Origin of the sequence: Pseudomonas sp. BIC9C (assembly GCF_034541995.1) — a bacterium.
Taxonomy (GTDB): domain Bacteria; phylum Pseudomonadota; class Gammaproteobacteria; order Pseudomonadales; family Pseudomonadaceae; genus Aquipseudomonas; species Aquipseudomonas fluorescens_CC.
Window position 1 is genome coordinate 528,334 of the sequence record NZ_JAWDGM010000005.1, and the last position, 22,286, is coordinate 550,619.

Here is a 22,286-nt window from a genome sequence, read left to right on the forward strand (position 1 = left end):
TCAAGCCCCTTTGTGCCGGTCGATCCGCAGGCGGTACTGGAAGGCATCGCCACGGTAGTAAAGGTGTTCGAAGTCCAGCGGGCGACCCTCGACATCGTGGGTCAGGCGCTCGATGCGCATGATCGGCGAGCCGGGTTCGACGCTCAGCGCCCGAGTCAGGTCGCTGTCGGCCAGTACCGCATCGATGGCCAGGTCGGCGTGCCCCAGGGTCAGGCCGCAGTCGTTTTCCAGGATCTGGAAAATGTCGCGGGTGACCAGGTCGGCTTTTTCCAGGCGCTCGCCAACGGCCTTGGGCAGGTAGGTGATTTCCAGGGAGATCGGCTCGCGATTGATCAGGCGCACCCGTTTGATCTGCGCCACGATCTCGCCTTCGGCCACCTGCAAACGCTCGGCGACAAGCTTGTCGGCGGCAATGAACTTGAAGCTGCGCAGGCGGTTGATGACCTCGTAGCCGCGATCGGTCATGGACTCGGCCAGGCCTTGCAGGGTACTGACGTTCTGGAAGGTTTTCGGCTTGGCGACGAAGGTGCCTTTGCCGTGGATCTTGAAGATCAGCCCTTCCTTTTGCAGGTCACCCAAGGCCTGGCGCACGGTGATGCGGCTGACCTTGAACAACGCGCCAAGCTCGCTTTCGGAAGGCATCTGGCTGTCTTGCGGGTATTCGCCGTCGAGGATGCGGGCGCGCAGCACATCTCGCAGCTGGGTATGCAACGGGACGCTGCTCAGGGATAGAACGTTATCGGTCATGGCAGATAACTTGTTATAACGAGTTATGACGTGATCTTAGAGAGGTTATGACAAGCTTGAGAAATACCGAATGCGCATAAGGTTAGATGCACAACGCAATCCAAAACTGTAGGAGCGAGCCTGCTCGCAATAAACCCGAGAACGCCGTGGGGTGTCAGGCTTCCAGCGTTATCGTTGACGACCATCGCGAGCAGGCTCGCTCCTACAGGGGGTCATGTGTGATCTGTAGAATCAGTGGCGCTTGAGGATCTGGTCCATGACCCAATCGGTCTTCAGCGCCTGCCCGGCCACGGCTGGATGCTGCGCGTCACCACGAATATGCGCATTCATGCCCAATACGTGGTGCCACTGGATGTGTGCGTGATGCTCGATGTTCAGGCTCAGGTGTTGATCGGCGTGCAACTCGACCGGGTGTTCATCGAACACTGAGAAAGTGATTCGGCCTTTACTGCCAATCACTTCGACCCGGTCTTCTCGACGATCGGCGACGAAGTTCCAGCAGCCCGTCCCCAGTGCCCCGCTGGCAAACCGCCAGGTGGCGCTGACGGCATCTTCGGCCGCGTACAAGCCGGCCTGCCGTGCGGTGAACCCGGCGACTTCGACGATATCGCCGAGCAGGTACTGAAACAGGTCCAGGCCATGGCTGGCCAGGTCGGCGAAGTAGCCTCCACCGGCAATCGCCGGGTCCGTGCGCCAGTTATCGGTGCCATCGCGATCCGCTGCCGACGGGGCTTTGGTGAGCGTCCAGCTCAGGTGCCGGACCTCGCCGATCCGCCCCTCCTCCAGCCATTGCCGCACTTGCCGGAAGCGTGGCAGCGAGCGTCGGTAATAGGACACGAACAGGTGCAGCCCCGCATCGGCAAACACCTGCTGCATCTCGCGGCTTTGCCCGGCGTTCAGCGCCATCGGTTTCTCGACGCAGCAATGTTTGCCGGCGGCGGCCACCTGCAAGGCATAAGCGTGATGGCTGTCGGGGGGCGTGGCGATGTACACCGCGTCGACCTCGGGATCGTTGATCAGCGCTTGCGCATCGGTGTAAACCCGAGCGATGCCGTGGCGCGCGGCGTAGTCGGTAACGGCTTCCAGGCGCCGGCCCATCACGGCCACCAACGCCGATCCGGGTGCCTTGTAGAAGGCCGGGCCGCTTTTGCGTTCAGCGACACTGCCACAACCGATCATGCCCCAGCGCACCAGGTTCATAGGCTCTCCCTGCTTCTCAGCCGATGCGCAATGCGCGCAGGTCCGGTCGGCCGTCCTTGAGCGGCGGGCACCAGTAGTAGCCACCGGTGATCGGACGGCTGATGCGGTACAGACCATCGGTGATGCCGTCTTCCAAGCCACTCATGCGGCGCAGTTGGGCTTCGAAGGCATCGAGGGAAAAACCAAAGGCCAGGAACATCAGGCCGGCACGGTCACCTTCGATCCACGGCATCGAACGGCGCACTACGAAGGCTTCAGGCGCGAAGCTTTCCTGGGCGGTGCGTTTGACGTGGGCGGAAACCGGCGCACCGTCGATCTCTTCGTTATCGCTCAAGCGGCGACCCATGATGTTGTCTTTTTCATCCGCCGACAGCGCATGGAAACCCTTCAAGTCATGCTGCCACTGCTGGATCGCGGCAAAGCTGCCACCCACCGTACCGTCCGCGCCCTCACCCACCAGGGCGGCGGCCACGGCGGCTGCGTCGTGGGGGTTCTCGGTGCCATCTTCGAAGCCTGTCAGGTCATGCCCGGTCATATGGCGGAAGGTTTCGTTCATCTGCACCAGGCGCAATGCCGGGGCCAGTGCCGCGGCGATGGCGTTGCTGCGGTTGAGCAACTCGCCACGGTCTTCACCGTGCAGCCAGCACCAGAGCGCATGCTGGGTCGATGGATTGTCGACGCCAACACCCGTCAGGGCCGGGAAAACGCGCAGGCCTTCGATCTGCCCATCCAGTGCCTTGACCAGGGATTCACCGAAACCGACCACCGCCGACTTGCCGTCCACCAGGCCTTGCAGGTTATCGAGCGCGGCCGGTAGAGCCGCGACGGATTCGAGAGCGAAGAACATATGGCGGGCTTGAGGCGGAACGGGGGTGGCGAGAATGCCCGGCTGGTAATGACTCATATGAACTCCTCGAAAAAGAGTTCGGAGTTTAACCGGAGTATGAGGGTTTGTGTGCTGTCAGAGGCCACAGAAGCCCCCTCATCACAAGGAGATCAAACCGCGCTGGGGCTTTCGCTGCGGAACGCACTCGGGCTCATGCCGGTCCAGCGCTTGAAAGCCCGGCGAAAGCTGCGCACGTCGCTGTAGCCGACTTCCTCGGTGATGCGTTCGATGGACATGTCCGGGTTGGCCAGCAGGCTCATGGTGCGGGCCTGGCGCACTTGTTCCAGCAATGTCTCGAACGTCAGGGCGTGTTCGGTGAGGCGGCGGCGCAAGGTGCGACTGCTCATGTTCAGGTCGCCGGCGATTTTCTCGATGTGGCTGCCCTCGGTCAGGTCCCGGGCAATCGCCCGTTCCACCGCCTGGATCAAATCCATTTTCCGGTGCACCTGCGCGGCTTCCAGTTCGAGCAATTTCACGGCCTGACGCAAGGCCAGGGAATGGTGATTGGGCAAGTGAATGTCCAGCCAATACGCATCGATCACCATGCGGTTCTGCAGGCAACCGAAACGCACGCCAGGCCCCAGCAGGCGCGAATATTCGCTGAGATAGTCTGGCGCGGCATGCATGAACTCCACGGCCATCGGCTTGAAATCCGCCCCGACCAGCGCCCGGCCGTACACCAGCAGGCTGGCGAAAAATTCCTCGACCGCGAACAACTGCACGTCGGCGAACGGCAAGCGGCATTCAACGTCGACAAACACCCGGTCCCCCGCCTCCTCCACACTCGATACGACAATGCCGCCGGAGGTGTGTTGATGGCGAATGCCCAGTTCAAAGGCATCGCGCAGGGTCTTGCACAGCGACAATACATGCCCCAACAACCCCAGCGTACCGAGCATATTCTGTGCGCCGACCCACAAGCCCAGCCCCTGATTGGGCAGGGCTTTGAGCGCTCGCTGAATCATGGCCACGGCCTGGCGATAGGAAATGCGCTGTGCCGGGTCCTGAAGGTCTTCAAAGTCAAAACCCAACCCTCGGCACAGGCTCTGGGGGTCGATGCCTTTTTGCTCGGCGACTTCGGCCAGGGTTTGCAGGAGAAACGGCGACACCAGCGCCATTTCAAAGGTGGGGTCAGTCACTTTCATTTGCATGGGGCTATACGTTCCGGGTCGAGCTTCATTCTTATTTTTGTAACCGGTTATGTCGAAGGAAGTTAGCACAGGGTTCAAAGGCTGTCCGCAGATGCCCCCCTAAATGGCCGCCAATACCCTGCCTTGCAGGGCGCGGACAGCTTATTTCTATGTTGCGGCCCTCGTATGGACGCCGGAAAGCCCGCTAACAATAATAATGAGTACACCCATGATCCCGACCCGCACGACTCTTCCCTTACTGGTCATTGGCCTGGCCGGCGTCTGCGCCCTGCAACCGGCACTGGCCACCGAGGCTGGCGTGGACAACATCGGCCCCGGCACCGACGGCTTTTTCATGTTGCCGCTTTCGCCCGACAGCCTTCCGGACCACATGGTTGCGTTCAACCTCTACTACAACCACTACAAAGCCACGAAGCTGAACATCAGCTCGCTTGGCGGCAAGGTGCCAAACGTCGAGATCGAATCCACGGCGGTCATTCCGCGCCTGGACTACCTCAGCCCGGTGCGCGTGTTTGGCGGCCGGCTGGCCGGCTACATCGCGCAACCGTGGCTCAAGCAGGAAGTCGCGGTGTTCGGCTTGCAGGACACCCGCGAAGGCATGGGCGACACCACGTTCGCGCCGATCATTCTCTGGGACATGGGCCCAAACCTGACCCTCGGCGCCGCCATTGAAGTCACCGTGCCGACCGGCGAATACAGCGTTGATCGCCTGGCCAATACCAGCAACAACTTCTACACCTACAAACCCTTGTTCTCCTTCACCTGGCTGCCGACGGACAGAACCGAGGTGTCGATGAAGACCACCTACAGTTTCAACGAGAAAAACAAGGACACCGATTACAAGTCGGGGCAGATTTTCCACATCGACTATTCGGCCAGTTTCAAAATCACCGACGACCTGATGCTCGGGCTCAACGGCTACTACCTGAAGCAAACCACCGACGACAAACAGTTCGGCCACACCGTGCAGTTCAATGGCCAGGACGTGAACGACGGGGTGCGCGGACAGGTGTTTGCGATTGGTCCGGCGCTGCACTGGACCTTTCTCAAATACGCCAGCGCAGAGATTCGCTGGGCCAAGGAATTCGACGTGGAAAACCGGCCTGAAGGGGAAATGCTTTGGGCCAAGGTCAGTATTCCCTATGCGTTTTGACTGAACTGACGCCATCGTCGGAACGCCGCCCGGACCAAGCCCGCTCCCACAGGGTGCAGCGCTGTCCTTGTGGGAGCGGGCTTGCCCGCGATGGCGGCGGAACTAACACTGAAAATCCTTCAGGAGTATACCGGCCAGGTATCAACAATCTTCCCACCCCGAACCGCCAGCAAATCCCCGAACTGCAACAACACCGACTCCGTCTGGACAGGCCGCAAAAACACCTGGTCCTCCACCGTCAGCCCTACCGCCGCCGAACCATTGACCATTTCCTGGTTCGAGCTGCGGCCATACACACCATTGCTCTGTAACCCCTGCGGCGATTCGAACTCCGCCATCCAGTTACCACCATAGATAAAAAACGTCTCGCGCTGATTGGTGTCCCACCAGGAGAACAACCCGGACTTGTCATCCAGCGCCGGAATATTCACCGCCCCAGTGCTTTTCAGCACTGGCGTGGCGATGTAGGCGGCGGGCACATGCTCCGCCAGTGACGGCAAATCATAATGAGTGGGCTTGAGCATCGCCGTCCCCACCGACACTTCGCTGCTCAGTTGTTCGTGCTCATGCATGCGATAGCTCGGACTGCCGGCCGTATTGAGGGTCAACCCTTCGCGCCATAAACCGGGGTAGTGCTGACGGGTGAAATCGACGCAGCGGTTGTAAATCACCATCACCTTGGCGAACAGCTCCTCAGGCGAGCCCAGAATCCCCGGCACGCCCATGCCCACGAACGGGTCGTAGCCCATGAACCCGGCGAACTCCAGGTGCTGCGGGTGCTGGCTGATCAGGGTCAGCATCTGCCCGAGTACGCCAAGGTCGCTGACACCACCGCGATGCAGTCCGACATCCAGTTCGATGTTTACTCGCAATCGCGTGCCAAAACCCTGAGCCAGGGCGAGGTATTGCTGCAAGCGTTGCGGCGTATCAAGCAACCATTGCAACTGCGTCGAAGGGTCGAAAGGCCCCTTGTGCGACTGATAGAACAACTCGGCCGAACGCACCGGCAACGGCTTGCCCAACAGAATGTCGGCCCCGGGAAACTGCACCGCGTCGCGGTTGAGAAAGGGTTGGTGAAAGGACATCAGGCGTTGCGTGCCGGCGCGCTGGGCGATATAGGTCAAAAGCCCCGGTGCCGGCAGTGATTTTTCCACCAGCCGCAGGTGTTTGCTGCCGCGCTTGACCGATTGCATCACCACATCGATGTTGTGATCCAGCCGATCAAGGTCAATCAGCATCACCGGTCGCATCGGGCCGTGGTCCTTGAGCTCGCGGTTCAGCGCGCGGAAGTAATCGCTGTACGGCGCACCTCGGTCACCCGGACGCAACCACGCCCCGCCCCCCACCAACAAGGCACCGACACCTGCGGTGCCGAGCAGAAAATTACGGCGATTGACGGCCATCAGCTCACCCCCAGAATGGACGACAAATGCGCATTGAGGAATTTGCCGCTGGGGTCGAGTTCCTGCCGTACCTGAATGAAATCCTGCCAGCGCGGGTACAGCGGCTGCAGGTTTTTCGCGTTCAGCGTATGCAACTTGCCCCAGTGCGGCCGGCCGTTGTACTTCCAGAAAATCGGCTCGATGGCGGCGAAGAAGTTGTGGTGATCCATCTGGTAATGCTGGTGGACCGAGATCGAACAGCTGTCGCGGCCTTCGAACATGCTCAGGGGAATGTCGTCGGCCTTGACGTAGCGGTACTCAATCGGAAACCAGGTGCGCAGGTCCTTGTCCTGGATCAGCTTGAGGATCTCGCGCAAACACGCCGGACCGTACTCGGCCGGCACGGAATATTCCATTTCGTTGAATCGCACCGTACGCACGTTGGCGTAGATATCGAACGAATCACCCACCCGGTCATCGAAACTGGCCAGGTGGCGCAGGCTGTTGAGCATGGTGCGGCGCAGGTCCGGGAAGTCGCTGGCGTACTTGTCGATGTTCTCGATCAGCGTGACGAACTCGTTGCCGCCCTCCTCATCTGCAGGGACCGGCGGTGTGGCCGGGTCGCTGGTTTCGTTCAGGGCGATCGACAAGGCGTAGTCGGAATGGGTCACCACGAGCATTTCCCAGTGCTGGTTTTCCCGGGTGTTCTTGTCCAGGTCTTCCAGCAACTCTTCCGTCCTGGCGATCCACTGCCGCTCCCTCAAGCGATACGCCGGACGGTTTTGCAGGCGCACCCTGGTTGCCACGCCCAACGCCCCCAGCGACACCCGGGCGGCGCTGAATACTTCAGGATGACGATTGGCGTCGCACTCCAGCACGTCACCGTTGGCGGCCACCAACTGCAAGCCACAGACATGCGCCGAATAGGATTGAAAGTTCTTGCCGGTGCCGTGGGTCGAGGTCGAGATCGCGCCGGCAAGGGTCTGGTAATCAATGTCGGCCATGTTTTGCAGGGCCTGGCCAATGTCTTTGAGCGGAGTGCCCATGCGTGACATTGGCGTGCCGGCGGCGAACTCGGCTTGCAGCGTTTTCGCATCGTGATCGAGCAAACCCGAGAAATAGCTCAGCGACAGCAAAGTCCCGTCGGTGGGCACCAGCGCGCTGAAGGAATGCGCCGAGCCCACGGGACGAATCTTGCCGGGAGCCTGACGCACCAATTGAGTCAATTCATCCAGGCTCCTGGGCGCCAGCCGCGCCGCCGGCAGGCAACTCTGGCCGCCCGACCAGTTGCGCCAGGGAATCAACCGTGGCGCGCGCAGCAGTTCGGCCAATGCCGGTGTCGAGCCGAGGGCGGTAAAGGCGCCAATGACGCTCGCCCGTTGCAACAACTGACGCCGTGTCATGTCCATCGTCATGAATCGCACCCTGCCTTGTTGTTATTGGATTGGCTGGCCGGACATAAAGGCAATCAGCGCCAGGAACTGCTCTTGCGAACACTGCATGCACATGCCCATCGGCGGCATGCCGTTGTAACCGTTGATCGCGTGATCGAGCAGCGTGTCGGCGCCCTGCAGCACCCGTGGCTCCCAGGCCTTCATGTCACCGGTCAGCGGCGCCCCGGCCGCCGGGTTGGCATGGCAAAGCTTGCAGCTGTTGTCGTAAACCTGCGCCAGCTCGGCCTCGGGAGGCCTCGCGACGCCCACTTCGCTGCGGTTCGGCGGGTTTTTCGGCTCTTCGCCGCACCCCGCAAGCAACGCCGCCAAGACGCTCCCCACCAAGGCCAAACAAAGGCTAGGCTTTTCAGTTAACCGGCTTGCCCGCATGGCTGTCCTCTCTTTGGGTGCCCGGTCAGCCGGGTGCACCTTTTTTTGTTGTGATCAAGCAGAGGTCAACACTAAGGCACCCCGCGTGGGCGGGTTGAGGGCATTGGGGGCCAACAAGGGGCGCTTATGAGGCCATGACTGAAGGCGTCGATGAATCCGCGATCCATCACGCTGTGCGACAAAACGCTGAGATGAGTCATGACAAGCGTTGCTGAGGTCTGCTAAAACGATTCATCAGTGCATCACCCATTCCTGAGGGGTAGCGACATGACCACAGCCAAGATTCTCGAGAACCTGTTCCCAAGCCCCGCCGACATCCCGGAAAAGTACCGCCTTGATGGCCAGACCGAGCAGCGCGAGTACCTGGTCGATGGCGTGCTGAGAACCTGGAACGGGCCACTGGCCCAGGTCCGCAGCCCGGTGTACCTGACCGGCGCTGATGGCGACAAGCAAGTGATCCTCGGCAGCACGCCGTTGCTCGATGCCGAGACCGCATTGACCGCCCTCGACGCTGCCGTGCGCGCCTACGACCGTGGCCAGGGACTGTGGCCGACCATGCGCGTGGCCGAGCGCATCCAGCATGTCGAAACCTTCCTGGGGCGCATGCGCGAGCAGCGCGACGCCGTGGTCAAGTTGCTGATGTGGGAAATCGGCAAGAACCTCAAGGACTCGGAAAAGGAGTTCGACCGCACCTGCGACTATATCGTCGACACCGTCAATGCACTGAAAGAACTCGACCGTCGCTCCAGCCGTTTCGAACTGGAGCAGGACACCCTCGGCCAGATCCGTCGTGTACCGCTGGGCGTCGCCCTGTGCATGGGGCCTTACAACTATCCGTTGAACGAAACCTTCACCACGCTGATCCCGGCGCTGATCATGGGCAACACCGTGGTGTTCAAACCGGCCAAACTGGGCGTGCTGCTGATTCGCCCGCTGCTGGAAGCCTTCCGCGACAGCTTCCCGGCCGGGGTGATCAACGTCATCTATGGCAGCGGCCGCGAGACGGTCAGCGCGCTGATGGCCAGCGGCAAGATCGACATCTTTGCCTTCATTGGCACCAACAAGGCCGCCAGCGACCTGAAAAAACTCCATCCCAAACCACACCGCTTGCGCGCAGCGCTGGGCCTGGATGCGAAAAACCCGGGCATCGTCCTGCCGGAAGTGGATCTGGACAATGCGGTCAGTGAAGCGGTGACGGGCTCGCTGTCATTCAATGGCCAGCGCTGCACAGCGCTGAAAATCCTGTTTGTCCACGAAGACGTGGTCGAGTCCTTCATCGACAAATTCAATGCCAGACTTGCCAACCTCAAACCCGGCATGCCCTGGGAAAGTGGCGTGTCCCTGACGCCACTGCCGGAATCGGGCAAGGTCGACTATCTGCATGCATTGGTGGCGGATGCCGAAAGCAAAGGCGCCAAGGTGGTCAACCCCAACGGCGGCGAGGCGCGTGCGTCGTTCTTCTACCCGGCGGTGCTATACCCGGTCACGCCGCAGATGCGCGTTTATCAGGAAGAACAGTTCGGCCCGGTCATCCCCATCGTGCCGTACCGTCACCTGGATACCGTGATCGATTACGTGCTGGAATCGGACTTCGGCCAGCAGTTGAGCATCTTCGGCACCAACCCGGTGGCGGTTGGCCGGCTGGTGGACACCTTTGCCAATCAGGTCGGGCGCATCAACCTCAATGCCCAATGCCAGCGCGGCCCGGACACCTACCCCTTCAATGGTCGCAAGAACTCGGCCGAAGGCACCTTGTCGGTCCATGACGCACTGCGGGTGTTTTCGATCCGTACCCTGGTGGCCACCAAGTTCCAGGAAACCAACAAGGACCTGATCAGCGAGATCATCAGCGGCCGCAGTTCGAGCTTCTGACCACCGACTACATCTTCTGAGGAGAGCCAGCCTGAGCACAGCCAGAGCCCAACGATTGCCACCGCTGCTGCGCCGATTGCTGCGGCCGTTGCTGGACCCGTATCGGCGCTACCGCCATGCCCGGGTGATCCATGCGGTGCGGGTGTCGCTCGGGTTGCTGGCGACGATCCTGCTGACCACCGGCATCCATCTGCCCCACGGTGAGTGGGCGTCGGTGACGATGCTGGTGGTGATCGGCGGCTTGCAGCACCACGGCAACATCGGCAAGAAAGCCGCCGAGCGTGCCATCGGTACCTTGATCGGCGCCGGCGTCGGCCTGGCGCTGGTGGCCCAACAGGCCTGGCTCGGGATGCCCTGGCTGACCTATTTCGCGATGTCGGTGGTTTGCGGGTTTTTCTCGTATCACGCCATCGGCAAGGGTGGTTACACCGCGCTGCTGTCGGCGATTACCGTGTTTATCGTCGCGGGGCACGGCGACAACCCGGTCACCGATGGCTTGTGGCGCGGGGTGGATATCCTGATCGGCATTGCCCTGGCCCTGGCGTTTTCCTTCGCCCTGCCGCTGTATGCGGTTTACTCCTGGCGCTACAACCTGGCCGATGCGCTGCGTGATTGCGCGAAAGTCTACGGGCGCATCATTGACGGCCAGGCCATCACCGCCGACGAACACCTCAAACTCATGACTCGCCTGAACGCGGTGATGGTGCAACTTCGCTCACTGATGCCTTCGGTGTCAAGGAGGTGAAGATTTCCATGACCGAACTGGATGCCATCCAGCGCAACCTGCGCATGTGTGTGAGCACCCTGGAAATCCTCGGCAATACCCGACCGGATGCCAATGACCCCGAGGCGATGACGCTCCTGCAAACGGCATTGAAAGCCGAGCATCGACAGATTCGCGTGCAATTGATCGGAATGGCCCGGGCCTTGAAATCAGGCGCCGCCCAGCGGCTCAATCGGCCCATGGACTTGCCGCTGGTCAGCCTTGATGCGCCGATCTACAACACGCTGGACGGGTATCGCCTGTTGACTCGACAACTGGCCGCCAACGTCGGCGAGATGCGCCAGCGACTGGCCGGGAGCGCGCCGCGCTGGAACATCTGACGCCTGTGTAGCGGGTTACGGCGTCACCGTGCGCCGAAACTTCAGCGACCAGCCTTGTTGCATGCCGGCAGCGGCCAGCAGGATCGCCGCGACACCGATCCACTGCAGCGGCTCCAGGCGATGACCGAAGGCAAACCAGTCGACGAAAATCGCCGCGATCGGGTAGATGAAGGACAGCGCCCCCGTCAACGCCGTCGGCAGTTTTTGAATGGCGCCGTACAGCAACACGTACATCACACCGGTGTGCACCATGCCCAGCGTCACCAGGCTGGCCCACGCGCCCGGCCCCTGTGGCAATGCCGAAAAATGCGCGAATGGCGCGAGCAACAACACGCCAGTGCTGACCTGGATCAGCGCAATCAAATGCGGTGGAGTGCCGGTCAAACGCTTGATGATCAACGCGGCAATCGCGTAGAGAAACGCCGCGCCCAACGCCAGGGCAATGCCCGTCAGGTAATCGCTGCCGCTTTCGCCCTGGCTGCCATGGGCGCTGACAATCGCCAGCATCCCGAGAAACGACACACCCAGCCAGGCCAGCTTTTGCGCGGTGATCTTTTCATTGAGAAACAGCGCCGCCAGCCCTACCAGCATGAACGGCTGGACGTTATAGACAGCAGTGCCAATGGCAATCGACGCCCGGGAATAGGACGCGAACAACAGCACCCAGTTGCCGACAATCGCCACACCGCTGAGCACCGCCAGCAAGAAGGTGGTGCGGGTCAAAATGCCGGGGCGCAAAAAGCCGAAGGCGGCACAAATCAGCAGTAAGGTGCCAGCACCGAACAGGCAGCGCCAGAACACCACATCCAGCACCGGTTGCCCGGACACCAGCACGAACCAACCGATGGTGCCGGAGATCAGCATGGCGGCCGTCATTTCGAACGAACCGCGGCGTAGGGTTTTGTCCATCATCAGACTCCTGTGTTTGTGGCCAAAGTATGCCAATGCACTCAGGCGCCACTCCATAGCAAAAAGCAGGCTAAACTCGAGATCAGCCTTTTTTATCAAGGCCATTTTGAAAAAATGCCTAACAGAGGGTTTCGCCATGACCGATGACATCGACCAGGTGCTGATCACGGCCCTGATGGAAGACTCGCGACGTTCGCTCAAGGCCCTGGCGCAAATCAGTGGCCTGTCCTCACCCAGCGTCGCCGAGCGTCTGCGCCGCCTGGAAGAGCGTGTCGTGCTCACGGGCTACACCGTTGAAATCGACCCGAAATGCTTTGGCTATCAACTCCAGGCCATCGTGCGTATTCGTCCGTTGCCGGGCCAGTTGCAAGAAGTGGAACGGCAAATCATGGCCATTCCCGAGTTCACCGAGTGCGACAAGGTCACCGGCGACGACTGCTTCATTGCACGCCTGCACGTGCGCTCAATGGAACAACTGGACACCCTGCTCGACCGCCTCAACATCCTTGCCGAAACCAATACGGCGATCGTCAAGAAAACCCCGGTCAAGCGCCGGTTGCCACCCATGGCGTGAGTGATATTTGTTTCAGTCTGAAGTAGATTGACGGTTTCCGGCGAAGGATTGACGGCATGAAAACTCAGGCAATGCTACTCGTGGCGATGCTGCTTGCGGGTTGCGGCACGATTCAGACGGTTGTACGCAGTGACGAAGCGGCCGCAAAAAGCCTCAGGGAGCAAAAGAGTTACTGCGGCGCGGTACCGCGCATCTACAGTGGCGTGACTTACGACTTTTGCGCATTGAATGCGCCCCTCCAGGAGGGTCGGGATGCGCAGGTACATGGCCCTGCCCCCGCTATCGTGCTGATCGACGTAGTCATTTCCGGTGCGCTCGACACCTTGTTGCTGCCCTACACCATCTACCGCCAGCAAGCCGACGGCAGCATCATCATTGTTGAATAGTCCTGAATTCCAGATATAAAAAAACCCGCCTGAGCGGGTTTTTTACTTCAAGGCCGACGATCAATCATCGCGCCCCATGATGCCGAATAGCTGCAGCAAGCTGACGAACAGGTTGTAGATCGATACATACAGGCTGATGGTGGCCATGATGTAGTTACGCTCGCCGCCATGAATGATGGCGCTGGTCTGGAACAGGATGCAGACCGAGGAGAACAGCACGAAACCTGCGCTGATCGCCAGTTGCAGACCGCTGATCTGGAAGAACATGCCCGCCAGCGTTGCACCCAGCAGCACGAAGAAACCTGCCGTGATGAAACCGCCGAGGAAGCTCATGTCCTTGCGGGTAATCAGCACATACGCCGACAGACCGCCGAACACCAGCGCCGTCATCGCGAACGCCGAGCTGACCACTTCAGCGCCGCCCTGCATACCCAGGTAACGGTTGAGGATCGGGCCAAGCAGGAAACCCATGAAACCGGTCAGGGCAAATGCCGACACCAGGCCCCACGCCGAATCACGGAGTTTGTTGGTGAGGAAGAAAAGACCGTAGAAGCCGATCAGCACCACGAAGATGTTCGGGTAGCCAACACGCATCTGCTGGGCAACGTAGGCCGTCACACCGCTGAATGCGAGGGTCAGGGCGAGCAAGCCGTATGTGTTGCGCAGGACGCGGCTAACCTCTAGCTGCTCAGCCTGCACGCTGTTATTAACTGCGTAATCCTGTTCGCGCATGGCGACACTCCTGTTGGTTTGAAACGTTCAGTCGCAAAGATCATAACAGACGCTCTGTAACAAGCTATGCAGAGAGTTTGACAGTGTGTTTCATTCAGGTATTATGGCGCCCGCAACGCAAACGGAGGTGTGGCCGAGTGGTTTAAGGCAACGGTCTTGAAAACCGTCGACTGTAACAGGTCCATGAGTTCGAATCCCATCGCCTCCGCCATCTTTATACGACAAAGCCCTGATTTTTCAGGGCTTTGTCGTTTCCGGGGTTTGGCAAAAAGCTTGCCGCACGAAAGGCGTTCCAGAACCAGCCCGGTTTACACCCTCTCCCGGCGTTCTGCCAATCGTGAAAACACCTTCATGGAACCTGGTACCGCGCTGCCCCCCATAACCGAGGATTCGCGATGCCAAACTCAGATCTGCGCCCTTCCCTACTGTTCAGGATCAACGAAAATCAACTCGCCCTCTAAGCCGCCATCATGGAGCTTTCGAACCGGGTCGAGCAGCGTGGATCAGTCGATGTCGCCGACACCTCCAAGACGCTCGCCTGACGCCTCCGGATATAACGAATCAAGTCACGGATGTTTACCTGTAGAGCAGATCCTTATACGATGAAGTCCGCATCTACGGTTCTCCATCGGGCTTGAGCAAGCCACTGTTATTATGCAAGACAAAGTGACTTAACAAATTATGCTCTATAGCCACGCAAGATTTTGTGCAAAAGACCAGCAAAAGCTGCATGCAGGCTAAATTATTTCTACAATTAAATATAATAATTTTGAGCACATGAACAATGAACAACCCTGATTTCCCGGCCGAAAGCCCTAAAGCCTTCAGCATAGTCATAGTAAATTACAAAACACCAGAAATCACAAAAATATGCCTGGACCTGTTGCACCAGCATTTTGGAAGTAGCGGCGTGCCAATTTGGGTAGTCGACAACTATTCCGCCGATGAAAGCACTGAGTATTTACGCACTCTTGACTGGATCAATTTAATCGAGCGCTCCGCTTCCCAACCCGAAGCGGGCCATATCGCGCATGGAAAAGCACTTGACCTGGTTTTGGAGCGAGTTGAAACTGATTATTTATTCCTGATGCACACCGATACGTTTATTTTCGATAAAAATGTTTTTCCGATGATGCTTAACAAATGCATAAAAAACCAGAAAGTCGTGGCCGTCGGTTGTGTCGAGCAATTAAACCGTGGCACCACGAGAACGCTTTGGCGCTTTAGCTCACGACTGTTCAAACACCACTACAGACGCCTGAAAATCTCCATGGGATTGCGTTCCAGAGAACCAAAACCGTACAAAGAAGTCTACTTGAAAAGTTTCTGCACATTGTGGAACTGCAAACTTATCAAACAGCATAACATGCACTTTTCGATGGATGATCGCGTGCCAGGCTACACTCTCCAGGACCGCATGACCGAGCTTGGCTATGCCGTTGAAATGTTATCGCCGCGTAAAATCTTCAGCTATCTGGATCACATTCAGGCCGGCACTGTCGCAGCGGCTGGCGGCTATGGAAAGACTCATAGACGAACCAAAATGTACAACAACATTCTTAAGCGCCTGAACAAGGACGACAGAAAAATCTAAGCTACGAATTGACGCAACCAGCAGTGCATTCAATTCCGCTTGATGTCACCCACAAGTCTTTATATCAAGTTATTGGAGCGTTAATGGCACCCATCACTCAAGCACTACCCATGACCCTATCCCCGGAGCTTGATTTCGACCAACACGCCGCCAGCGCCTTCGGTAGCTCATTGACCAGTCGCTATATTCAGGCTACGCCATTTCCGCACATCGTCATCGACAATTTCTTGCACGAAGACCTGATTGCAAGCATCTGCTCGCACTTCCCAACCGAGCCAACCAACAACGAAATGCTCTACGAGCGCGGTTATAAAGGCCAACGAAAACGTCAAATCAGTCCCAACGAATGCTCCCCCTATCTGAAGACTATCTTCAACGCCTTTAACTCGGCCCCCATGCTGCAGTTTCTCGAAAAGCTCACAGGCATCGAAGGCTTGATACCCGACCCCTACTTTACCGGTGGCGGCCTGCATGAAACGAAAAACGGTGGCTTCCTGGGTGTGCATTCGGACTTCAGGCTCAACAAAAAGCTTAATGTCGAGCGCAGACTGAATGTCATCATTTACCTGAGTGAAGACTGGCTAGAGGAATACGGCGGCAACCTGGAACTCTGGGATGTCGACATGAAGACCTGCCTTAAAAAAGTCCTGCCAATTTACAATCGCTGTGTCATTTTCAACACAGACAAAGACAGCAATCATGGGCACCCAGAGCCTTTAACGACTCCAGCGCACATCACCCGCAAGTCTATAGCGCTTTACTACTACACCGCAGGAACCATGGCGGCCGACCCCACACAAAGAAACAAAACCCACTATAAACCAAGGCCCAAAGATCGTTTAAGCCTAAAGTACTACATGAGCAAACTGATCAGGAAAAAATAAACTGCAAATCACCCGCTGAAATATTGGCTCAATCTTTCAGCGGGTGTTTCGTAGTTTGGGGTCTGCCAGAGCAGATGTCCGGTCGGGGCTCGCTTATCCTGCAGCCCTGCCATACTGTTCAGCATGACCCGTGCAACCTTCCGCTTCTACGAGGAGCTCAACGATTTCCTGCCGGCCGAACGGCGGCGGCAGTCCTTTACTTGCGAATGCGCGCAAGGGGCGACGGTCAAGCACATGATCGAGGCGCTCGGCGTACCGCACACGGAGGTCGAACTGGTACTGCTCAACGGCGAGTCGGTAGGCCTCGAGCGGGCGATCTTCGACAGTGACCGGCTGGCGGTGTATCCCAAGTTCGAAGCGCTGGACATCAGCCCGCTGCTAAAGGTTCGTGCGCAACCTTTACGGGTGCTGCGCTTCGTTGCTGATGCGCACCTTGGCGGGCTGGCCAGCCTGCTGCGCATGAGCGGCTTCGACACTCTCTACGACAACGGCTTCGAGGACGGCGTGATCGCCGAGATCGCTGCGCAGCAAGGACGCATCGTGCTAACCCGCGACCGCGAACTGCTCAAGCGACGGATCATCAGCCACGGCTGTTACGTGCACGCCCTGAAACCGTCACTGCAACTGCGCGAATTGTACGAGCGCCTCGACCTGGCGCGTAGCGCGCGGCCATTCAGCCTGTGCCTTCATTGCAACCTGCCGCTGCACGAGATCAGCCCGGAACTGGCCCGGCTGCAGGTGCCGCCACGCATTGGTGCCCTCTATTCACACTTCCTGCGCTGCGACGCCTGCCAACGGATTTACTGGGAGGGTTCGCACTGGCGCGGCATGTGTGCACTGCTGGCACCTCTACTGGACCGATAACCGCGCAGCTGCGTGTCAGGGATAACCGGCTATTGCATCAGATAGATAACGCCCGGCGATTTGCCGGGCATTTCTTAACCACCAAACGAACTTCAAACCGTTCAAAAACAAGTCGCAAACCCCGTGAATCTACAGGGCTTGCGACTCATTGCCGATACGTCCCTCAGACTCCCGGGACGATTTCTACGGGTATGCCTGCCGTGCTCATTGCACCAGGTGCAGGCCTAGTTCTGTACCTCAACCACGTCGACATCCGGCGCGTCTAGGGCATCAGGGGCGTCCTCTCTAGCCTCTCTGGCCACCTCTCTAGCCTCCTCGTTAGCCTCTCTTACCGCCTTGTTAGCCTCCTCCTTAGCCTCTCTGGCCGCCTTGTTAGCCTCGTCCTTAGCCTCTCTGGCTGCCTTGTTAGCCTCCTCCTTAGCCTCTCTGACCGCCTTGTTAGCCTCCTCCTTAGCCTCTCTGGCTGCCTTGTTAGCCTCCTCCTTAGCCTCTCTGGCTGCCTTGTTAGCCTCCTCCTTAGCCTCTCTGGCTGCCTTGTTAGCCTCCTCGTTAGCCTCTCTGGCTGCCTTGTTAGCCTCCTCGTTAGCCTCTCTGGCTTCTCTGGGCTCTCTGGCTGCCCTCGCCTGAGCCTTGGCAGCCTCTCTGGCTGCATCGGCGTCTGCCTTGGCAGCGTTCCGGGCCGCATCTGCAGCAGCCCGGGCAGCGTCCCTGGCCGCATCGGCGCCCACTACGCCAGCAGCTCTTGCAGCGTCCCGAGCTGCGTCCGCATCAGCTCTGGCAGCGTCCCTGGCCGCATTGGCGTCGTTTCTGGCAGCGTCCCTGGCTGCATCGGCTGCCTTGTCATTGTCGTTGGCGTTGTCATGCGCATTGCCCGGACCTCTGTTCCCGGCCATACCACCATGGTCAGCGTCGCCGCGCCCTGGGCCTCCATGACCGTCACCGCCATGGCCTGCTGCACCATGATCGCCACCCTCTCCATGGTCGCCGCCACCGTGACCGCCACCGCCGGCACCACCGTGACCGCCACCGCCTTCGCCACCGTGACCACCACCGCCTTCGCCGCCGTGACCACCGCCGCCTTCGCCGCCGTGACCACCACCGCCTTCGCCGCCGTGACCACCGCCGCCTTCGCCGCCGTGACCACCACCGCCTTCGCCGCCGTGACCACCACCGCCTTCGCCGCCGTGACCACCGCCGCCTTCGCCGCCGTGACCACCACCGCCACCTCCGCTGCCGCCATCTTTGGCATACACGCTGGAGAAACTACCGATGTAATCGGGCACCAGGACAGTCGATGCCGACAGGACTCCGCCAATCGCCAGAGCCAACAAACATTTCTTGAGCAGCATGATGCACCTCCGCTTGGAGTTGCGTAGTCATCTCCCTATCGAACGCAATGTCCAGTGAGTTCCCGGCCGCCCATTGGAGCGGCCAGCCAACCGGCACGAACATAAATCTGCAGCAATAACGAGCAACTGCGGTATCCGCACGATCCCTCAGAGCCAGTTAGCAATATTGCGTGGGAATTATTCCCACACCTACAGATTAGTGCTGTCAGCCTGAGTGTCAACGACCGAACATCTGGACTGATTCTCACGGACATGGAAACTTACTGGCCGGCGTCACCGAACCGGGGGGGTGCAACAGGCCCCGGCCTCGATCAGTGCAGGAAAGCAGGGTGGGTATCAGAAGGTGTGACTGAACAACAATCCAGCCTCGCCATCCGGACTGGCATCGGAAAAGCCCTTGACGGCATACAACTGGAACTTCCAGTGCTGATTGAGCTTGTGCGTCAGGAAAAGGGTGAGTTCCTTGATCGGGTCGCCCGTGGAAACGACCTTCTGCCGCCAGTCGTAGGACGCGCCCGCCGAGGTGCGCGCAAACACGGGTATGGCGAAGCCCAGACTGGTGAATATCGGGTCGTCGAAGTCGGAGCCCGACGGGTCGCCGAATTTTTCCAGCCCAGGGTGGCAAATCCGGTCACAAGACCAAAGGATTTGGTGACATCGACCTGGGCGGAATAGTCGGTTTTGCCGGTGCCCAGGCACTTGTCTTCGTCGGCTGTAGGCAACTTGACCTTGCCGATCAGGTCCACGAACAGCCCGCCAACACTGTCCTCAAACACGGCATAGTCGGCACCGGCGATAGTGTCGCCCAAACCACTTTCAACTTTGCCGCAACCGCCGGGCAACGGCTCGCCGTCAGGGCCGACCGAAGGGTTGGTGATGCGCAGCCAGGGCACCGTGAGCTTGTAGGTCATGGGGCCGGTCTGGTATTTGCCCACCAGCGGGACGTACCAGGTTTCAGAAGTCGTACCGGTGCCATAGTCGCCCCGAGAGTAATCGGTTGCGATCGAGGTCGTGAAAGTATCGGCCAAGGCCGGCAAGGCCAGGCTGGCAAGCAAACCGACGAGCAGGATGCGCTTGCGGTTCATGTTCACCTCGTGTCTTGCGTCATCGAAGTTCACACGCGTGTTTTGTTGCGTGACTTACCCAGCCTAGTCACTTATGACGATAGTGCATCACGACTGCACTTCTAACCCGACCTGCCAGAGTGATCGATTCTTTCAACCGGCTCAACCTTCTCGACCTTTTCGACTTTCTCTACCTTCTCGACTTTTTCTGGCCGTTCAACTTTCTCGACTTTCTCCGGGCGTTCGACCTTTTCAACCTTTTCGGGGCGTTCGACCTTCTCGGCTTTCTCTACCCTCTCTACCTTCTCGACTTTTTCGGGTTGCTCGACCTTCTCGACACGCTCCGACCTGCCGGACTTGTCCACGCTTTCCGTTCTGTCGCCGCCGCCATGACTGTCACTGCCGCCGTGGCGAGTATCGTCGCCGACGCTGCTTTCGCTGTCGGAGCGGCCACTCCGGTCAATGCCCGAGCTGCCGGAGTTACCGGAGTTGCCCGAACTGCCCGAGCTGTCCGAATTGTTGGAGCTGCCCGAGTTGCCCGATCCACTTGAGTCGTCCGTGTTTTGCTCACTGGTTCGGAGTTTCCCGTGTTGGTTGCCGGCTGGCGAATCGGAACGCTCGCGGGGCAACTCGATACGCGTGGCCTGCACTTCTCGCGCGCCGCTGAACACGCCAATGACCCGCACGCGTCGATCCAGCGCCAGCTCCGAAGGCTGTACACCCACAAATACGGTGTCGCGCGCCAGCGTCACATTAAAGCCACCCACCACCAAATGGCGTTCCTGCCGGCCCTGCACCAGGCCCTCGATCACTGCATTGCGTACCCGGCCAATGAAGGGCAGGCTCGGGTCGGGGCGGCTTTGGGTCACGTCCAGCTCGCGGCCGGACCACTGGCCGCGCACCAGCACTTCCTGCGCAGGGCCAGGGTGATTGCTGAGTTTCAGCCCCTGGAGATAACCGCTGCGATCCACCGGGCCGATGGCACTGGCCTCCTTGAGGTCGGGAGCCCGGTCGATGCGAGTGGCCACCACTTCACCACGGGCATCGCGCAGCCCGCTGACTCGTACAGGGTCACCCGGGCGCAGACCGGCAGCGACTTGAGCACCGCTGGCCAGGCGTACCGGTTGCCCCATGACACGCATGGGCATGGAATCGCGTGGCAGAGCTGTCAAGGGCCCTTCATAGACGTGCAGGATGGAAATGCGCCCGGCCTCCAGACCGCGCCGGGAATTGAACGCTTCCACGGCCACCACTTGGCCTACTGCCAGCTGGGTGCTGGTGGCGATAATGCCGTTCTCGCTGACAGGCACATTGTTGTTGAAGTGCACTTCCACGCCATTGACGCAGATCGAGGCGAACCCGGTGATGGTGCCGACAATGCCGGTGCCACCGATCCCGCCGTTGTCGTCGCTGATGCCCGTGCCACCCACACCGCCTGCAACGGCGCCGGTGCCGCCAATGCCGCCGGGGCGTTTTGTGACCGGTGCGCCGGTACCACCCACCCCGCCGTTGTCGGTGCCTATGCCTGTACCGCCCATGCCGCCAGGCGCAGCACCCGTACCGCCGGTGCCACCAGGGGCCTGGATGACCGGCACTCCAATTGTGCCCGCATCACTCTGGCTGACACAGGCCGGGGCGGCTTGCAACGCAATCGGAAGCCCGAGGCCCAGAGCGAGGGCGGTTGCTCGAATCAGGCGCAGATTGACGGTCATGGCTTAGGGGCCGTCGGTGAATTGGGATCGGAAGCCTCAGTGTAGAAGTAAAGGCCGACGGTGATGCGCTGACGCGGTTCAAGACTGGGCAGATCCTGGAATTCCAGTTCGGCGGCCAGTCGGTTGAAGCTCAACAGGGCCTGCATCCCCTCGCTGGCAACGGCCTCGCGCAGCTTCCTCGACGCTCATCGGGGCCAGTGCGTCATAGTGGACGCTGCGTTCAAAAAGGCCGGACCTTCGCTGCTCAGGTTGTGTACCGCAGCGCAGGCATGATCGTGCAGATTATGCCCCAGGTAAGCCGCTTTCTCATCGAAGCCCTTTTGCGGCACGAAGGCCTGGGCTTCGAGGTGCACGCGCTCTTGTTCGTCAAGGCGGACGACCCCCAGGCGCAGCCACTCGTCCAACACGACCCGCGCCCGGATATCCGTGCTGACCTTCGCCACCAGGGCGTCAAAGGAACAATCGCCGCCCACGCTGGCCAATCGCGGCAGTGGCAGTGGCTGGCCGGCGTCATTGCAGAAAGGTGCGCTGGTCCAGGCGTTGACCAGTTGCGCACCGAAGGTGATGTTTTCCGGAAGCGTGGAGGAAGCAGGATCGCTGCTGTTGCGCAAACGCCGTACATCCTTACGGTGCACGCCGGTGAGCAAGCTGATGCGGCTGTCGGTCGGTGCCTTGTCGCCCAGACGGAACTCACGGTCCGCCACATCGACGAAAACCTCCTTGAGCAGGTCGGTAAACACCAGGTAGGTCACACCTTTGCGCAGCATCAGGCGTACCAGCGGCCGCATGACATGTCGCAAGGCGTTGAGGAGCGAGGTGGGCAAGGTAGACGATTGCATTCAGTGCATTCCTGGTCAGATAACCCCAGTATAGCCGTGTGGGAAATAATCCCATGAATGC

The 22,286-nt window shown here is 59.6% G+C and carries 18 protein-coding genes, 1 tRNA gene and 4 pseudogenes; 10 read left to right on the forward strand and 13 right to left on the reverse strand.

Features of this window, described 5'->3' with window-relative positions; genetic code table 11:
• The 4 genes from RS887_RS23430 to RS887_RS23445 all read right to left on the reverse strand — a co-directional run bounded on the left by RS887_RS23430 (window position 1) and on the right by RS887_RS23445 (window position 3,984).
• Window positions 1-747, reverse strand: coding sequence for a GntR family transcriptional regulator (locus RS887_RS23430; protein WP_322617234.1), 747 nt, complete (start codon window positions 745-747; stop codon window positions 1-3).
• Window positions 748-978: 231 nt separating this feature from the next.
• Window positions 979-1,947 carry a Gfo/Idh/MocA family oxidoreductase gene (locus RS887_RS23435; RefSeq protein WP_322617235.1) on the reverse strand — a complete coding sequence of 323 codons (969 nt, stop codon included), beginning with the start codon at window positions 1,945-1,947 and terminating at the stop codon, window positions 979-981.
• A 16-nt stretch (window positions 1,948-1,963) separates the two neighbouring features.
• Complete coding sequence (locus tag RS887_RS23440) at window positions 1,964-2,851, reverse strand: Dyp-type peroxidase (RefSeq protein ID WP_322617236.1); 888 nt, start codon at window positions 2,849-2,851, stop codon at window positions 1,964-1,966.
• Window positions 2,852-2,943: 92 nt separating this feature from the next.
• Entirely contained in the window at window positions 2,944-3,984 is a 1,041-nt protein-coding gene (locus RS887_RS23445; RefSeq protein WP_322617237.1) for an AraC family transcriptional regulator, read from the reverse strand.
• A 208-nt stretch (window positions 3,985-4,192) separates the two neighbouring features.
• Here RS887_RS23445 and RS887_RS23450 point away from each other — a divergent pair, with 208 nt between their 5' ends.
• Window positions 4,193-5,137, forward strand: a complete 945-nt coding sequence (locus tag RS887_RS23450) for a SphA family protein (protein WP_322617238.1) — start codon at window positions 4,193-4,195, stop codon at window positions 5,135-5,137.
• 119 nt (window positions 5,138-5,256) lie between these two features.
• Here RS887_RS23450 and RS887_RS23455 read toward each other — a convergent pair whose 3' ends face one another.
• From RS887_RS23455 to RS887_RS23465, 3 genes are all read right to left on the reverse strand, one after another.
• Window positions 5,257-6,465, reverse strand: a complete 1,209-nt coding sequence (locus tag RS887_RS23455; protein WP_322617301.1) for a DSD1 family PLP-dependent enzyme — start codon at window positions 6,463-6,465, stop codon at window positions 5,257-5,259.
• A 74-nt stretch (window positions 6,466-6,539) separates the two neighbouring features.
• Complete coding sequence (locus RS887_RS23460; RefSeq protein ID WP_416340000.1) at window positions 6,540-7,934, reverse strand: D-arabinono-1,4-lactone oxidase; 1,395 nt, start codon at window positions 7,932-7,934, stop codon at window positions 6,540-6,542.
• Window positions 7,935-7,955: 21 nt separating this feature from the next.
• The gene (locus tag RS887_RS23465; RefSeq protein ID WP_322617239.1) at window positions 7,956-8,342 is read right to left on the reverse strand and encodes a c-type cytochrome; all 387 of its coding nucleotides are present in this window, start codon (window positions 8,340-8,342) and stop codon (window positions 7,956-7,958) included.
• Window positions 8,343-8,609: 267 nt separating this feature from the next.
• Here RS887_RS23465 and RS887_RS23470 point away from each other — a divergent pair.
• Together RS887_RS23470 and RS887_RS23475 are read left to right on the forward strand one after the other, a co-directional pair.
• Window positions 8,610-10,234, forward strand: a pseudogene (locus RS887_RS23470) (NADP-dependent glyceraldehyde-3-phosphate dehydrogenase).
• A gap of 44 nt (window positions 10,235-10,278) precedes the next feature.
• A pseudogene (locus tag RS887_RS23475) lies at window positions 10,279-11,318 on the forward strand (FUSC family protein).
• Between the two features lie 15 nt (window positions 11,319-11,333).
• Here the strand turns inward: RS887_RS23475 and RS887_RS23480 are convergent.
• A complete protein-coding gene (locus tag RS887_RS23480) occupies window positions 11,334-12,227 on the reverse strand; it encodes a DMT family transporter (protein ID WP_322617240.1) in 894 nt (297 codons plus the stop codon).
• A 136-nt stretch (window positions 12,228-12,363) separates the two neighbouring features.
• Between RS887_RS23480 and RS887_RS23485 the strand changes: the two genes are divergently transcribed.
• Together RS887_RS23485 and RS887_RS23490 are read left to right on the forward strand one after the other, a co-directional pair.
• Window positions 12,364-12,801, forward strand: a complete 438-nt coding sequence (locus tag RS887_RS23485) for an Lrp/AsnC family transcriptional regulator (protein ID WP_322617241.1) — start codon at window positions 12,364-12,366, stop codon at window positions 12,799-12,801.
• Window positions 12,802-12,857: 56 nt separating this feature from the next.
• Window positions 12,858-13,187 (forward strand): YceK/YidQ family lipoprotein, encoded by a 330-nt coding sequence (locus RS887_RS23490; RefSeq protein WP_322617242.1) that lies wholly within the window; start codon window positions 12,858-12,860, stop codon window positions 13,185-13,187.
• 60 nt (window positions 13,188-13,247) lie between these two features.
• Here RS887_RS23490 and RS887_RS23495 read toward each other — a convergent pair whose 3' ends face one another.
• Complete coding sequence (locus tag RS887_RS23495; protein WP_007995889.1) at window positions 13,248-13,919, reverse strand: Bax inhibitor-1/YccA family protein; 672 nt, start codon at window positions 13,917-13,919, stop codon at window positions 13,248-13,250.
• A gap of 123 nt (window positions 13,920-14,042) precedes the next feature.
• On the opposite strand from RS887_RS23495, the gene RS887_RS23500 reads away from it, so the two are divergent.
• The 4 genes from RS887_RS23500 (at window position 14,043) to RS887_RS23515 (ending at window position 17,261) form a co-directional block, all read left to right on the forward strand.
• Window positions 14,043-14,130, forward strand: a tRNA-Ser gene (locus tag RS887_RS23500).
• A gap of 573 nt (window positions 14,131-14,703) precedes the next feature.
• Window positions 14,704-15,513 (forward strand): glycosyltransferase, encoded by an 810-nt coding sequence (locus tag RS887_RS23505; RefSeq protein ID WP_322617243.1) that lies wholly within the window; start codon window positions 14,704-14,706, stop codon window positions 15,511-15,513.
• Between the two features lie 83 nt (window positions 15,514-15,596).
• Complete coding sequence (locus tag RS887_RS23510; protein ID WP_322617244.1) at window positions 15,597-16,397, forward strand: 2OG-Fe(II) oxygenase; 801 nt, start codon at window positions 15,597-15,599, stop codon at window positions 16,395-16,397.
• A 123-nt stretch (window positions 16,398-16,520) separates the two neighbouring features.
• Window positions 16,521-17,261, forward strand: coding sequence for a Mut7-C RNAse domain-containing protein (locus RS887_RS23515; RefSeq protein WP_322617245.1), 741 nt, complete (start codon window positions 16,521-16,523; stop codon window positions 17,259-17,261).
• A gap of 224 nt (window positions 17,262-17,485) precedes the next feature.
• Here RS887_RS23515 and RS887_RS23520 read toward each other — a convergent pair whose 3' ends face one another.
• Window positions 17,486-17,989: a hypothetical protein gene (locus RS887_RS23520; RefSeq protein WP_322617246.1), complete on the reverse strand. Its 504-nt coding sequence runs from the start codon at window positions 17,987-17,989 to the stop codon at window positions 17,486-17,488.
• Window positions 17,990-18,121: 132 nt separating this feature from the next.
• Here RS887_RS23520 and RS887_RS23525 point away from each other — a divergent pair, with 132 nt between their 5' ends.
• Complete coding sequence (locus RS887_RS23525) at window positions 18,122-18,637, forward strand: hypothetical protein (RefSeq protein WP_322617247.1); 516 nt, start codon at window positions 18,122-18,124, stop codon at window positions 18,635-18,637.
• Window positions 18,638-18,946: 309 nt separating this feature from the next.
• Here RS887_RS23525 and RS887_RS23530 read toward each other — a convergent pair.
• The 3 genes and pseudogenes from RS887_RS23530 to RS887_RS23540 form a co-directional block, all read right to left on the reverse strand.
• A pseudogene (locus RS887_RS23530) lies at window positions 18,947-19,695 on the reverse strand (hypothetical protein).
• 101 nt (window positions 19,696-19,796) lie between these two features.
• Window positions 19,797-21,386 carry a DUF5666 domain-containing protein gene (locus RS887_RS23535; RefSeq protein WP_322617248.1) on the reverse strand — a complete coding sequence of 530 codons (1,590 nt, stop codon included), beginning with the start codon at window positions 21,384-21,386 and terminating at the stop codon, window positions 19,797-19,799.
• Window positions 21,383-22,225, reverse strand: a pseudogene (locus RS887_RS23540) (DUF6502 family protein). Before RS887_RS23540 ends, RS887_RS23535 begins: the two are co-directional and overlap by 4 nt.
• Window positions 22,226-22,286 lie beyond the last annotated feature (61 nt).